The organism is Planotetraspora kaengkrachanensis (genome assembly GCF_016862895.1).
GTDB classification, from domain to species: Bacteria; Actinomycetota; Actinomycetes; order Streptosporangiales; family Streptosporangiaceae; genus Planotetraspora; species Planotetraspora kaengkrachanensis.
The window spans coordinates 50,641-65,557 of record NZ_BONV01000012.1; the positions used below are offsets into that span (position 1 = coordinate 50,641).

Annotated in this window: 6 protein-coding genes; 1 reads left to right on the top strand and 5 read right to left on the bottom strand. The window is 66.6% G+C overall.

The genetic code is table 11. The features are described from left to right. Nucleotides 1-20: 20 nt before the first annotated feature. The 5 genes from drmC to drmD form a co-directional block, all read right to left on the bottom strand. Entirely contained in the window at nt 21-785 is a 765-nt protein-coding gene (gene drmC / locus Pka01_RS15545) for a DISARM system phospholipase D-like protein DrmC (protein WP_203883465.1), read from the bottom strand. Beyond that, nucleotides 782-2,677 carry an MrfA Zn-binding domain-containing protein gene (gene drmB / locus Pka01_RS15550; RefSeq protein WP_203883466.1) on the bottom strand — a complete coding sequence of 632 codons (1,896 nt, stop codon included), beginning with the start codon at nt 2,675-2,677 and terminating at the stop codon, nt 782-784. The genes drmC and drmB overlap by 4 nt, the downstream gene beginning before the upstream one ends. Further along, nucleotides 2,677-6,468 (bottom strand): DISARM system helicase DrmA, encoded by a 3,792-nt coding sequence (gene drmA, locus Pka01_RS15555; RefSeq protein ID WP_239115010.1) that lies wholly within the window; start codon nt 6,466-6,468, stop codon nt 2,677-2,679. The genes drmB and drmA overlap by 1 nt, the downstream gene beginning before the upstream one ends. Nucleotides 6,469-6,745: 277 nt before the next feature. Then, on the bottom strand, nt 6,746-10,804 hold the full coding sequence (locus Pka01_RS15560; RefSeq protein WP_203883467.1) for an Eco57I restriction-modification methylase domain-containing protein: 4,059 nt from the start codon (nt 10,802-10,804) through the stop codon (nt 6,746-6,748). Then, nucleotides 10,801-13,914, bottom strand: coding sequence for a DISARM system SNF2-like helicase DrmD (gene drmD, locus Pka01_RS15565; RefSeq protein ID WP_203883468.1), 3,114 nt, complete (start codon nt 13,912-13,914; stop codon nt 10,801-10,803). Before drmD ends, Pka01_RS15560 begins: the two co-directional genes overlap by 4 nt. Nucleotides 13,915-14,250: 336 nt before the next feature. Between drmD and Pka01_RS15570 the strand changes: the two genes are divergently transcribed. Beyond that, nucleotides 14,251-14,883 carry a DUF4352 domain-containing protein gene (locus Pka01_RS15570; RefSeq protein ID WP_203883469.1) on the top strand — a complete coding sequence of 211 codons (633 nt, stop codon included), beginning with the start codon at nt 14,251-14,253 and terminating at the stop codon, nt 14,881-14,883. Nucleotides 14,884-14,917 lie beyond the last annotated feature (34 nt).

The window sequence follows — 14,917 nt, forward strand, 5'->3', positions numbered from 1 at the left end:
CGATTCCCGGCTGATACCAGCTAGCGCAGACGTTCCAACAATCCCTTGGAGCGCAATTCGGCAATGTGTTCCGCCGCCCGTTGCGGAGCCGCTCCCCCATGCACGAGCAGACCGGCCTCGATGTTCCTGACCACTCCTGACTGGGTCAGGTTAGCGCTGGACATCAACAGCAACCGCCGGTCGGCAACCGCGAGCTTGGCGTGCATCTTCGCGCCCTGTTCAGTCCTCTTACCGGGAGGCCAATGCCATAACTCGACTCCGGGCACCGATGCGAACGCCGCCGCCGGTTCGGAGCCACCCATGGCGGAACCCGCCCCCTGGAGAGTCTCCACCACCGCCATCACCGAGACGCCGCGCGTGATCGCTGCTCCGAGTGCGTCAAGCAGTGGGCTATACGGCTTGGCCGAATAGGTCATCAACACCAGTTCGTGGGCCGCCTCGGCAACAAGATCCACCAGCACCTGACTGGTCGCCCGGACGGGCACGGCGTGGGTGCTCGGCCCACTCCAGACGGATTCGACCCGAATCGCACCCGCATGTTGAGCATATCCATCGGCCACTCCACGCAGATATGCGACCGCCTCGCGGTCAGGCACCGACTCCGCTTCCTGCGCGTCGAGTATCGCCTGAGCGGCCTCGGCGAAACCCGGCACGGGCACCGTGGAAGGAATGGAGCCTCGCGGCCATCCCTCGCCGATCCGATCGGCGAGGGTGTGGAGCCGGGAAGGGCCGAGCTGGGCGGCGGCATCCGCTACCGCCCGATCTAAGCGCGAGCGCGATCTCATGGCAGCTCGGGATAGAGGGCGAGGTCGGGGTCGTCGATGGGCACCACGAACCGGCGGTCGAGGAACCGGTTGCCCCGCTCACAGGTCGTTTCCGAGACGAAGAGGCAGACGTGGCAGGCGGCCCCGTGGAGGAAGTCGGCCGGTGCCTGCGGGAGGCGTTCCGAGCACAGCGGATCCGACGAGCAGTGCATCGAGTCATGCAGTGCCCGGCGTGTCAGCCGTACCAGATTCGCGGGCTCGGCCAACGATACGAGACCGCCGAGGGTTCCTTCGGCGTCCGGCACTGCCGTGTAGATGAGGATGCCGCTACGCGGGTCGTCGTCGGTTCCGGCATAGATCCGCTCGGAGAGGCTGGCGGAGCTGTAGCCGCATTCCAGTGCGATCGTACGGATCAACAGGTGCGACAGCGTGTGCAGGGCATAGAAGCGGGCACCTGGCCAGTGCAGCATCTCGTCGAACGCCCCGTGGATACGGTCGCTGTACCGGTGAGTCCGGAAACGTCCGTAGGCTTCCTTGTGCTCACGCAGCGCCAGAGAGCTCTCGACGCGTTTCTCCCAGTCGGACAGCAATTCCTCGGGCAGCTTGAGGAAGATGCCCTCCCCCCGCACTTCGCTGGCCGGCACCCATGTCGCCCTATCCCGAGCTAAGGGTGCTCGAGTGACCAGCTCAGGATCCTCCGGGTCAGGCGCGTCCAACCGTGTGAAGCCGATCAGCGCCCGGACCTCCCTGAGGCGTTCCGCCTGAACCACGTCGGCGAAGACACCGGTCAGCGGATCGGGAACTCCCTCTGGATCCCGACGCAGGGTGAAGTCGTCGTCAGGCTCTGGCAGCTCCGGCGCCGACAGCACCTCCCATTCGGCCGTCCGCAGATCGGGATAGCCCTCGACTTTGGTGTCGTCCACGCCGTCGAGTTGGGCCCGGTGCCGCTCGATCGCGTCCCACACCGCCTGGTCGTCCCATTTCTCGAACTCTCTCAGCGCCGGTACGGCTCCACGCATGAAGGGGAGCATGTTCGGGCCGGGGATGCCGTAGAGCGATGCCCAGTGCTGCACCACCTTGGCGTCCAGCACGCTGCCGCCCGTCTCAGGCACCCACAGCGACGACAACGTCTGGGCGAACCACTGGTTGGAGGCGCCGACAACCAGAACGCGCACCGGGCGCTTGCATGACTCGAACGTGGACAGGTGCGGATGACGGCCCCGGCATTCCGGCAAGTTCTCCTCGCCCCGCCGGCCCATCGCTTCAGTGATGTTGCGGCGCATCCCGCAGCGATCACACTTGATCTCCACGTTGGCGCCCATGTTGCCGCCCCGGTCGTCCATGCTCAGGGGCGGGAAGTCCACCTCGCACGTGCCCCCGCGGTGCACGAACCGCACGTAGGGGAAGTCGTCGAGATGACCTCCTGTACACGCGAGCACGAAGCGGGCCGCCACCGCCAGCGGCCGGCGACCCGACTTCTTGCGGGGACAGTTCTTGTGGAAGAAACGGGCCTCGTGCGGCGCGTGCTGCTTCGGGTTCTCGAACCCGAAAACCACCTGCGAGTCGATGGGGGCCAGCATGTTGCAGGCGGTGCACCTCATCCACGCAGGGAAGGGCGTCGTGGGAACGCCCACGCGTGCGGCCATGCCGCTCTGATCCCGGTCCGGCATCCAGGGTGCGGGACGCAACTGCTCCACGGTCTTGCCGAGCAGCGTCTGGACAGCGGCCAGGAGTCGCGGCTCGGCCAGCGGCTCCCAGTCGGGAATCATGTCGTAACGCCAGTCGTCGAGGCCCTTGACCAGCACGGAGAAGTTCGGCAAGTCCACCAGGGCGCCTACGCCGCCGGTGAACATCAGGTGGCTGGGGCGGACCGCGCCGACCCGACGCCGGTGACCTTCTGGCTTGGCGGCCATCACTGCCCCTTCCCGTTCAGCGCGGTTTCGCCCAGCTCGTCCCCTTCGGGGGCGTCGCCATCGTCGTCATCCACATCTCTTGAGGTGAAAGCCCATTCGGGCGCGCCGTACGCGGGGGCGAACATCTCCTCGATACGGGGCACGAGCAGGTTGATCTCGTTCTCGGTCTCACGCATCGACTGGCCGACCGTCATGGTGTCCCAGGGACCCTCTCCGGCCTGATGCAACAGCCCCATCAGCGGCTGCTTGGAGGAGGAACTCGCCTGATAACCCAGCCTGATCTGCCCGGTCCGCTCCTTGTTCCACCTGTCGGTGACCACATCGAGGCGCTCACGCAGGTAGTCACGGCCACGCTCGCCCGCGACCGCCTCTGCTCTGGACAGGAAGCGCACTCGGATCCGTCCGGCCACCGAACCGTCGAGCGGCACATCGTGAGCGTCGGTGTTGCGGGAGTAGCTCTCCTCCGCATTGCGGAGGGCGGCGACGAAGGCGGCCGTGACGCCCCGATCCAGCGCTCGTCGCGTGTACGGCGTGACGGACAGCGCCTCCACCTGCCGGTAAAAGGTGGCGTGGTAGTGCTCGAAGTCTTCGAAATGGGCGAGGTCGCGCGGACGGGACCAGTTGTAGAGCGTCACCACCAGGCCGGGACGTTCGGAATCACGTCCGACACGGGAGGAGGCCTGGATGTACTCGGCCGTGTTCTTCGGCTGCCCGGTGACCACCATCAACCCGAACCTCGACACGTCGACACCCACCTGCAGCATCGAGGTGGCCAGCACGACGTCGGATGGCAGCCTGTTCCTGGCGAGCCACTTGTCGACGAGCGAATGGGCTTGCCGCTTCTCTCGGATAGCGGCGGCCCGCCCGGAGCTCAGATCGAACTTCCGGCGCGAGGTGTCGAATTCGGGATCAAAGCCGACCTCGAGGTTTCTGAGCACCTCGCTGATGTCAGTGGAAGAGATCCGGGACGTCAGTTCCTGTACGGCAAGCATCGCGGTGCGGGTGGCCAGCCGGTTGGACAAGCCCTTCCGCTTTCCGTGGCTGCGCACGCGCGTGGTCACCTGGTCGTCGACATACCGGCGCATGCCGGCCAGCTCACGGGTGGCGTTGAAGTAGCCGACGAGCGTCATGTACGGATCGGCAGGCCTGCCGTAGCGGTCGAAAACGGTCTGCCCGGCGATGAGCAGGATCTCCGCCAGCCGGATCTCTGCGGACTTGAGGCGTACGCCATGGGCGCATACCCCCAGGTAGCGTCGCCCGGGCGTCTTCGGCGTGATCGGCACCTGGCGGGAGAAGAAGGTGTCGGCGACATCGATGACCTGCGGCGGGAAGATGGCGAGCTCACGGGCGAAGACGCCCAGCACCTGCGCGTCGGCCCGCTTCGTCGTGGCGGTGGAGGCGACGATCTTCGGGCCGTATCCGGAGCCCCAGGTGCATAGCTCGTCGACGGCCGCCTCGAAGAGCCCGACGGTCGTGCCGAGAGCACCGGAGATCAGGTGCAGCTCGTCTTGGATGATCAGGTCCGGTGGACGTAGCCGGGTGACCGGTTGCGTCTGGGTGGCCGGAAGCGTGCCCTTGGCGTTGTGCTTGGGCGTGCACCCTGTCTTGGCGTTGAGGTCCTCGTGCCGGTAGCCGTGCCGCGGGCACCATTCGCGGACCCGGCCGAACAGGTGGCCGGCGAAGCCGCGCCATGAAAGCTGGGCAAGCTTGTCGACGGTGGCGATGACCAGGCTCGGGGTTAACCGATAGATCTCCTCGTCGACGGTGAGGATCGGCAGACCCTCTCCCGGCGCCATTCGCCGGGAGAACGGGCAGGCGTTCTGCCCCTCACCGTTGGAGCAGTACAGCAGCACACGCCGACGGTCGTCGTCGATGTGCAGATCCTCGTGGCCGCGCAGCGCCTCACCACACCACGGGCACGAGAGGGTCTGCAGGACGTTCGGGCGCTTGCTTTCGGGAGCCGCCCGCGCGTCACTCACCTCCTTGGCCGCGCCCTCGAACCAGTTCGGAGAGACGGTGCCGCCGACCCACAGGCCGATGCGGAACGGCGTCGCTCCCCAGGTCGGCTCGTCGCGGCGGCGCAGCATCTCGGCGGCGCACACCAGCGAGGCGGCCCGCTGGAACTGCTGGGCGGTGAGCAGCCGCAGCGTGTAGCGCATGAGGACAGCCACGCCGTCGAGCCCGCTTCGGGCCTGCTCGGCCACCCCCACCACCTTCTGGAGCCGCCTGATCGCGAAGGTGTACGCGGTCAGGCCCAGATATGCCTCGGTCTTGCCACCACCGGTAGGGAAGAACAGCAGGTCGACGGTCGCGGTGTGCGCGGCCGCGCGCTCAGGATGCGCGGGATCAGTCAGCGACGGCAGGTTGAGCAGGACGAAGGCGAGCTGGAACGGACGCCAGGAGGCGGCCTTCGCGCCTTCCTCTTCCACGAGAGCGGAGGCCTCTTCGAACGTCAGGCCTCCCTCCTGCCGGAGTTTGGCGATCGCGGTGTGACGCCTCTGCATGGCCATCGTCTCGTTGGCGAACCGGAAGGCCTTGAGGGCCTGATCGTTCGAGCCCAGTAGCTCGATCCCGGCGCGGACTCGCTCGGCCGCCCGGCGCGCCTTGAACACCGCGTTCTCGGCCGCGGGCCGCAGCGCCTCCGGCAGGCTCGGGATCTCGGCCGCGCGTTCGTCCAGCCAGGCGGAGTAGCCGTCGGCGAGCGGTGCGAGGCCGCTGCGAAGCGTCTCCACGTCGCTGGAGGCGAGGGCGTCCATCGACAGCTCTACATCGCCGAGTCCGCTGGTCGGTGCGATGGTCGCGGGCACGTTGTAAACGGGCAGCCAGGTCGTCCGTAGCTCATGCGCGGAGCGCTCGCCGTCACGTATCGAGGCATGCACGGCGACATTGCGCCCGGAGGCGTAACGCCGCTCGCCTCTATAGAGGAGCCGCAGGTGGGCATCCTCATCGTCGTGTCCGGGCATGCCTCCATCAAGCGGATCGTCGATGGGCAGGAAGATCGCGGCATCACCGTCGAGCGCTCTGACCTTGAGCTCCGCCTGGAAGAGCCACGCCGTGTCCTTGTTGCTGGCTGGCTCCTGCTGGGTGTTGATCAACGACAGCTCCACCACCCGGCGTCCGTCCCGCGGCCGTACGGCTACCGCGAGCGATACCCCGGGATTATCCGCACTGACTCCGGTGAGCGGAACCCGGAAGGTCGACTCCCCGTCGAGCCGGATCTCTTTCTCGTGCTTGACCGGCTCCCGGGCCCACGTCCTGACCTTCTTGCCCTCGTCGGTCTCGATCTCGGTCTTGGAGTATCGCCCCCAGGAAGCCGTCACCGCGATGACGTTGACGTCGGAGGGGACGGCGAAGGACAGACCCGCGGAGGACGCCCAGAGCCGGCCGAGGTTCTGTGAGGTGAGCACGTCGGGCAGATCGGCCTCCGCGCCGTCGCCCTCGACACCGGTCTCGGTGTCAGGCACCTCGTCGGCCTGGTCACGCGAGGAGGTCGGCGTGTGCTTCGGACCGAGCATGCCGACCAGGTAGCGCTCGCGCGGCCCCATCGCCCGCGGAGAGAACTCCTCGAAATCACCACCCCACGGCCCGAGGAGGTCAAGGGTGACGAGCTCCTGAAACTCGTCCCGCACCTCGTACGACGAGGCATCCGCGAACTCCTGCGGCACATCCAGCGGCGCGACTTCTTGCGTGACCGGCGCGGTGTCCGTCGGCGCAGACCCCGTCTCGGTCAGCTCGAGAGCCTGCTGCCTGTCCCCCAGTTGGGGAAACAGGTCCTCCTGATCATTCATCATGGGCGGCCAACTCTCCTCATGCTCTCCCGGTCAACAGGCCAGGCTCGCGGACATGGCGTACGGCAATCGGCCGTGGACGGCTGGCCGCGCACCTCGGCCCAAACCACCTGACCGGCGGCGGGCGACAGCCGTTCCCCGGAGGCCTGTGACAGGTCCGCGGGGAAGCCGATGACCGGCATTTCCTCGCGCGGCACCCGGAGGATTTCAGCTGAGCCCGCGTCCAGGTCGCCTTTGACCTCACCGGGAACGACCAAGGCAGAACCGGTTCCTCGGCTCATCAGAACAGGCCTCCCTGAACGGGGGCCTTCTTGGACTTCTTGGTGTGGAGGCCCTTGGCAACTTCTTCGGCGTAGCGGGCGTGGTTGAGCTCCAGGAGACGGTCGACCAACTCGCGTTGCACGGCGGGGCCAACCGTGTGGCGGGTCTCGCGAGCGACGGGGTGGTGGCCGTGGTCGAGCTTGTTGATCAGGTCGTCCCAGCCATAGGCCCGGCAGACCGCCGCGTCAATCGCCCTGTGGATGCGACGCAGTTCGACGATGTCCTCGTCGTTGTTGGTGGGATCGTTGACCATGTTGTAGGTCGCGGTGAGTCCAGCGTCCCTTGCGAGCATAAGATCCCGCCGGAACGTGTCCAGCTGGTCACCCAGTTCGCGCATCTCCTGCGTGAGTTCCGGCAACGGCAGCGTCTCAAACACGTCCGATGGCGCATATTGAAGATCAGCCTTTAGGGTGGCCGAGTGCTTAATCGCCCACCATAGATGCGGCGCGCTGGACAGCAGCGCCAGCATCGCCAGGTCATCTGAGGCGAAGACAACTACCTTTTCATTCATCACCTGCCGGGTCGGCACCATCACCGGCATCGCCGTCTTACTAATCCGCGCGAGTGCAATAACTCGTTCCAGCCCCGCGATCGCGTCGTACAACGCGACCCGCGTATTCCAGTGCTTCCACCATTGCTCGACCATTCGCGGATACTTGTCAGCATCCTTCTGCATTCGGTCAGGCTTAACGCACCGTTCAACCCAAGCCCAAACATCGGGCCACCCTCGAGCCTCATTCGCTGAGCGTTCGCGAAAATCTACTACCCAGCGGCTTCCGGAAAGATCTGGCCGGGAATTGAGATCCTGTCCGTTAAGGTATGGGAAAACTACTTCGGCGTTCCGCGAATCCCGCGCGATCATCGCCTCTGCTTCCTCTGGCTCCATCACAAAACCCATCCCGAGTACATATGACCCGATAAAAGAGACGCCAGTGTTCGCAGAAAGGCGCACTGGATTGCCAGTGACTCGCGACTCTGGATCAAGCGATGCAGTAATGCCAAAAACGGGTATGCCATCTGCGATTCTCTCGGCCTTGCCGCTCAGGCTTTCTCGACTTGTCCATACGGCGCAGTACTCCAGCACCGCACTCTTTGAGGGCCACGGCTTGCTCTTCACGGCCCGCCGAATCGTCACGCTATTCCCCAGCAGCTGATCGAGGCCAACCTCACGAGTGTCACCCTGGGCAAGGGTGTTGGTGGCGATCAGGCCCGTCTGGCCCGCCGGATTCAGCAGGTCATGGGCGCGCAGCAGGAAGTAAGCGACCAGGTCCGCGTTACCCTTAGCGCCTCGGGCGATTGAGTCGACCAGATACTCCCGGTACGCCGATCCCGCAGTGCCGCTGATCTTCTTTCCGCCGAGAAAAGGCGGGTTGCCGATGATGGCGTCGAAACCCGGGCCGTTGGGGCGCTTGGTCTTGTCGTCCTCGAAGACCTCGGGCAACACGAGCGGCCAGTGAATGGGCTGGCGGTCGAAGGAGCCGGGCACGTGGTCCTTGTTCAGCCATTCCTTGCGCTGTTCGCGGGCCTCCACCTCAGCTCTGGCCGAGCCCTCGGTGATGCGGCGGACGTAGTCGGAGGCATTGATCGAGCCGTCGCGCAGGCCCGCGTCTCCCCTGCCGGCGTACGCCAGGGCCGCACCCACGGCGAGGTCGGCGAAAAGCCTCGCCTGCGACGTCTTCAGGTCGGCGTCGGCCAGCACGCTACGCTTCTTCGCCAGGGCCGCCATCGGATCGGGCCAGAGCTTGATTTCAGACAGCGCGCGACGCTGGGCCGCGACTTCACGCACCACATCACGCGCGCCAACGGCGAAGTTCCGCAGTGCCCGCTCCTCGTGGATCTCGCGGCCTCGCCTGGGGTTCATGTGCATCACTTCGAGCTGGTCGAGCGACGCGATGCCGAGAAGTGAGTCGCCCGAGACGAGACGGTCGTCGAGGAAGGTGAACGGCCGCTCCTTGTCCATCGAGACCAGCCAGAGCGACAGCTTGGCCATCTCGACGGCCATCGGGTTGATGTCCGCGCCGTAGAGGCAGTGCTCGATGATCTGCCGCATGGCCTCGATGACCAAGGGGTCCAGGTCTGCGTCCGCCGTATGCCCCTGAGACTGATCAGCAGTCAGGTAGGCGACCGCGCGCTCGTCGCCCTCGCGGGACCACGCCTCGACGAGATAACCGGCGAGGTAGCGGGCGGCGGCCACCAGGAACGCAGCCGAGCCCATCGCGATGTCGGCGACCTTCAATGCCAGGATCTCGTCCGACGACTTGGGCACCCACTGGGAGCGGTCGGCCGTCTGGAGCGGTCCGACACGGTAGACGAGCGGCTCCAGAGCGCCTTCGACGACCTGCTCGGCGAGGAATCGCGGGGTGTAGTGCGTTCCTGTGTTCTTGCGCAATGCCGACTCGGTGACGTAGAGAGCGCCGGGCAGAATGACCGTGGGGAGCTCGCGCAGGTCATGGCGGATGATCCCGTAGAACGGGAGCAGTCTTTCTGCCAGGTCACGGTCGCCACCGGTCACGGCCAGCAGCTTTCGGAGCGCCTCCACCTTCTCGGCCTCGCCCATGGAAGCGAGTCGCTTCGCGAGGGCGGTAGCCGTGCCGATGCCGGACGGCTTGTAGTCCTCGGCCAGCTTCGCCGCGAAGCCGTCGCCCGTCGACGTGGCGAGCCGTTCCAGGTGGGAGAGCTCGACCTCTTCTTCCAGGCCGGGCTTGCCGACGAGGCCAACGACGGTGTCGGTCGCGCGGTGCCCCTCGAAGGAGAGCAGGCCCTCGTAGACGTAGCCAATCTGCTCGACGTCGAGGGCGCGGAAGCTGAGCTTGCGGCGCTCGCGGGCCTTGCCGGAGCCGATCTGGACGTACTGCACTGCCTTGAGCATGTGCAGCACGGTCCGGTCGTCGATTGACAGCGGCAGCCAGGCGTAGACGTCCGGGTCGAACATGGAGCCGTCGTGGGCGTGCATCGTCAGTCGGGGGTGGCCGACACCCGCGTAGACGGCGTTGAACAGTGCGAGCAGCCGATGCCAGGCGGCCTGCGTCTGCTCCAGGTCGTTCTCGCTGCCGTCGAGAGCGATCTGCTCCAGCTCGGCGCAGAGACCGCCGGCAGAGTAGGCCGTGGCGTAGAGCTCGTTGTCGGCGGGCAGCAGGCCGCGTTCCTCTGCGAAGAGCAGGAACACGATGCGCATCATGACCGTGACCGCGCCCCGGTAGACGTCGTGCGCAGAGACGTCGCCGATTCCCTCGCTGCCTGCCGCGCGGTCGCGGGTGTCGGCGCGGCCGATGGCGGCGACGAGCAGCTCGACCGCCTGGCGGACCTGGACGCCCAGGGCCTCGGTGATGTCCTCCTGGCTGTCCAGGCTGGCCTTCAGCAGCGCGGGCAGCGTCTCCTCTTCAGGCACGGAGAAGAAGCGAGCGCGGTTGAGCAACGACACGAACGCACGGACCACGTCCCGCTCGGCCGCCTCGGGCCAGGAGATCGCGTCGAAGACAGCGGTCGTGGTGACCCCACCTCGGGGGGCCCAAACCAGGGTCCACCAGCGGCCGTCGGTGACCAGACCGATCTCGACGTTGTGGTGGCGACAGAGCTGCGCGAGGCGGTCCACCGGGGTCGCAGCCCAGTCCTCCCCCTTGACGCGGGCCGTCGGCCGATCCTCGCTGATCATGCCGATCAGCCGCACGGTGTCCGTCTTGACCTCTTCACCGGGCTGCACCAGAGCGAAGTCGGGAATCAGCTGAACGTCGTGCTGCGGGACGTCGACGGCCAGCGCGTCGAGGCCGTCGAGGTGCAGCGCGTCCTTCCAGCCGAGCAGGTCACGCAGGCCGTACAAAACCCAGTCCTCGACCAGGCCCCCCGCCTGCCAGCTGCCGTGTTCGAGGCGGAGCCGCTCCCGGGTCTCCTTGTCAAGCGCGTCTAGCGACGGCCACGTACGGCGGAGCACCGGCAGTGAGAGGAACGGACCGGACACCTCGACGAGGCTCAGCCAGTCCTGGTGGACGCGGTTCGCGTCGGGCTGCCTGGAGTATCTCATCGGGTGGCCTCCTGCTTCGGCACAACGAAGATCACAGCTACGGGGAAGAGGTGTTCACGGGGGTCGCGGTAGCGGGCGGCGATGGCCTCAAGCTCGCGGTCCCGCTCGTCGGAAAGCCGCTGCAGGCGCCGCTGCCACGATTCGCGGTCGCGCCGGTACTGCTTCAGCTCCTCGGGGTTCCTGGTGGCCTCGATGAGACTGAAGAGCGCGTCGTCGTCCTCGTTCTCGGCGAGCTTGGCGCGGAGCGTGGCCGCGAACTGGTCGAGGTTGGCGCTGATGCGCTGACGCTCGGCCTCCTGTCGCTTGGCGAGCGCGTTTTCCAGGGACTCACCGCGGGTCTTCGCCCGGGCCTGGATGGCATCGAACAGGCTCTGCCGCATCGCCTGCCAGATGCCGGCGCAGTGACTCTGGACGTGAGGGGCGGCGGGCAGGCCGGTGGTGAGGGCCCGGTCGATGATGCCGCCCAGGGTGCTGAGATTATCGAGGCGGCGGAACCGGCCGCTCTGCTGCGCCCAACCTCCGGCGTACAGAACTTCCTCATGGAGCCGGACGCCGTCGCCGCCCACGAGGACGTATCGGGCGTACGCGCCGATCAGCGTGGTCTCCAGCGCCGGGTCGTCGCTCACGACGGCGGTCACCCGGTGCAGACCGACGGCCGGATTGGACACTGCGGCCCGCAGCAGCCGGGTCGACATCGCGACCAGCGGATGGTTCAGGTGCGCGAGCACGACGTCGTCGCCCAGCTCCTTGACCACCAGCGGGTCGAAGGTGATCGGCCGCTGACGAGGCGTCTCCCCGTCTTTCGTGATCTTCTCCAGCAGGCCGGCGCCCGCTCGCTCCCAGGAGCCGGTCAGGGGCGGTACCTCGAACAGGCCCTCAGTGAGGTGCTTCTCCTCCAGGTAGGGCTTGAGCGGTTGCTGCCGGGCCAGGTCGAGCGCGGTGTCCACGACCCGCTTCACGTTCTGGGGGGTGATACCGAGCTCACTGACGGTCCCGTCGAGATTCGTGCGCAGCCTTCTGACCTGTTCGCCGACGTTGGACTCGACGGGGACGTCCTCGGGGGGAGCCTTCTCGTCGATGTCGTCGAGGCCGACGTTCTCCCCGAGCATGCGCCGCTGGACACGTTCGGAGATGACCGCGTTGACCGGGCCGAGGTCCTTCTGCTGCTGGGCGACCTTCTCCGCGATCCGGGCGAGAAACTCCAGATCGGCCTCGTAGGAGTCGACCGTCTCACCCTTGAAGACACCGACGAAGTGGAAGATCTCGGGAGTGCGCTGCTGGCCGTACCGGTCGATGCGGCCGATCCGCTGCTCCAGCTTGTTGGGATTGAACGGGATGTCGTAGTTGACGAGCCGATGGCAGTGGTTCTGCAGGTCGATGCCCTCACCGGCGGCGTCGGTGGCGAGCAGGATCCGGACCGGGTAGTCGACCGGGTCCTTCTGGAACGCCTGCCGTACGTGCTCGCGCTCCTCGACGGACAGGCCGCCGTGCAGGAGTTCGATGTGGTCACCGCCAAGCCCCTCCTGGTGCAGCAGCTCGGCGAGCCAGGTCTGGGTGTCGCGGTATTCGGTGAAGACGACGACACGCTCGTTTGTCCACTGACCTTCGGGCTTGGTCGCCGCTGTGAGGTAAGTGATGAGCTCCTGGGCCTTGGCATCTGGCCGGGTGGAGTGGCGCTGCGCCCAGGCCCGCATCCGCTCGAGCAACTCGATCTCCTGCGCGGTCGCGCCCTCTTGAAGGGGGTGCGCCCGGTTGACTGCGTCGTCCTCGGCCTCCGCCAGCGACTCGTCATCGAGAGTCGCCGTGTAGTCGTCGAATTCCTCTAGCCATTCGGGGATCTCGTCGGTCACGTCGGCGGCGACCTTAGCGTTCACCGTCTCGAGGTAGACGCCCACCGTGTGAAGGAAGGCGGCCGGGCTGGAGAAGAGCCGCTTCTTCAGCAGCAGCGTGACGAGGTCAGCCGCCTTGCGGCCCTTGTTCTTCGTCAGCCGCTTCTTGCGGAGGGTGGCGAACTCCTTCAGCAGGTCGTGGATCTCCCGCTCTTGCGGCGGATAGAGAACGGCGATGGACTTCGCGCTGCGCTCCATGAACCGCCGGGAGCCGTCGCCGTTGACGATGTCGCGCTTGAGGCGGCGGACGACGGTGTCCTTGACCGCGGCAGGGTCCGGATCGACGCCGCGGGCGAAGCGCTGGTCGTCGAGGGTCTCCAGGAGCGCCGTGAAGGACGCCTGGTAGCCGTTGTGCGGGGTGGCGGAAAGGAACAGCCGGTGAGTGAAATGCGGCGCCAGCATGCGGATCAGCTTGGTCTGCTGGGAGTCGACCGCGTAGACCTGCTTCGGCGCGGCCGGGGCGACGTGATGGGCCTCGTCGAGGATGAGCAGGTCGAACTCCCGTCTGTCACTGGACGGGTCGAGCACCTCGCCGAGCAGCCGCTGTGCCTTCTGCCCGCGTAACCACGGGAGGCTGACGATCGTCAGCGAGTAGACCTCGAAGGGGTTGGCGGCGCTGCCGTGGGTGCGCCGGACGATCGCGCAACGCTCGGTGTCGATGATGGTGAAGTCGAGGCCGAACTTCTCGGCCATCTCGTCCTTCCACTTGAGCGTCAGGCCCGCCGGACAGACGATCATGATGCGTCGGCCGCGATTTCGCAGCAGCAGCTCCTGCGCAACCAGACCGGCCTCGATCGTCTTACCGAGACCGACGTCGTCGGCGAGCAGCAGGTTCACGCGGGGGGCGTCGACCGCGCGGGCGACGGGCTCGAGCTGGTAGTCCTCGATCGCGACACCGGAACGGAACGGCGCCTGGAGCGTTTTGACGTCGGCGCTCGTGACGGCCGACCAGCGGATGGCGTCGAGGAACGCCGTCAGCCGCTCCGGCGAGTCAAACCCGCCCGAGGTGACATCTGGGAGCGATCCACTGGGAAGCACCCTGCGACCCGGCTCCACCTCCCATACAACGGTGAGCGAGTCGCCGTACCGGCCGTCTTCCACGCTCTGCAGGGTCACCAAGGTGCTGCCCGGCGCGGGCTCGACCTCGCCCACGACCCATCGCTGTCCGCGAACCGCAACCAGGTTGCCGATCTCCGGCCTGTCCACCGTCGTCCTCGTCACACCTACTCCTCGCCAACGGCCCCTCGGCCGGCTCAGTCGCCGCCCGTTCTGCCCGGGAGAGAGCAGACAGCCTGCAACAGTCTGGCAGGCACCCGGGAACGTTTCAGGTCAATCAGCCCGCAGCCAGGCTCGGACGGTCGTCCCGGAATCTACGGCACTTTGCTGGAAATTGTCCATAGCAAGAGATAACTTGTGCGCCGACTTCACAGTCTGCTCTAATGCTGGACGTCTACACGGAGCCGGTCGCGACTCGCGCTGTCGCGCTGACTCCGCCGACTCGAGATCCGCGCCGGGCACACGGACGTGACCGGCTCATCCCTCGCATCTGGAGATCCCATGCACGACAACCCCCAGAACCAGGCCCCGTACGGCTACGCGCAGCCGTACCCGCAGACCGTGATCGTGCAGAAGAAGGGCGGCGGCTGCCTGAAGGCGCTGCTCATCGGCGCCGCCGTACTTGTGGTGCTTGTCGTCGTCGCAGTGCTAGTGGGCGGGGGCGACTCCGGCAGTGGCGTCGGGTCGACTTCGGCCTCCGCTCCCCAGAGGGAAACGTCGCAGGAGGACCCGGCGAAGACCGCCGGCGTCGGCGACCTCGTGAAGGACGGCAAGTTCTCCTTCAAGGTCACCAAGATGGAGAAGGGGCTGTCCAAGGTCGGCCAGGGCTTCGCGGCTTCCAAGGCCCAGGGGCAGTACGTCATGATCCACCTGACCGTGACGAACATCGGCGACGAGGCCCAGATGTTCACCGACTCGGCGCAGAAGCTCATTGACGACAAGGGCCGCGAATACGACGCGGACTCGGGCGCCGCCATCTTGCTCGACGACTCCAACGCCTTCCTGACGAACATCAACCCCGGCAACACGGTCAAGGGCTTCGTGCTGTTCGACGTGCCCAAGAACACCAAGCTCACGGCCATCCAGCTGCACGACTCGGTGTTCTCCGGCGGCGTCACGGTCAACCTGTCCTGATCTCCACCAGCGGTTCTCCGTAGCCGTCGCGCGC

Coding starts and splice junctions, on each gene's coding strand:
- drmC (WP_203883465.1), bottom strand. CDS start 785: ATGAGATCGCGCTCGCGCTTAGATCGGGCGGTAGCGGATGCCGCCGCC.
- drmB (WP_203883466.1), bottom strand. CDS start 2,677: ATGGCCGCCAAGCCAGAAGGTCACCGGCGTCGGGTCGGCGCGGTCCGC.
- drmA (WP_239115010.1), bottom strand. CDS start 6,468: ATGATGAATGATCAGGAGGACCTGTTTCCCCAACTGGGGGACAGGCAG.
- Pka01_RS15560 (WP_203883467.1), bottom strand. CDS start 10,804: ATGAGATACTCCAGGCAGCCCGACGCGAACCGCGTCCACCAGGACTGG.
- Pka01_RS15570 (WP_203883469.1), top strand. CDS start 14,251: ATGCACGACAACCCCCAGAACCAGGCCCCGTACGGCTACGCGCAGCCG.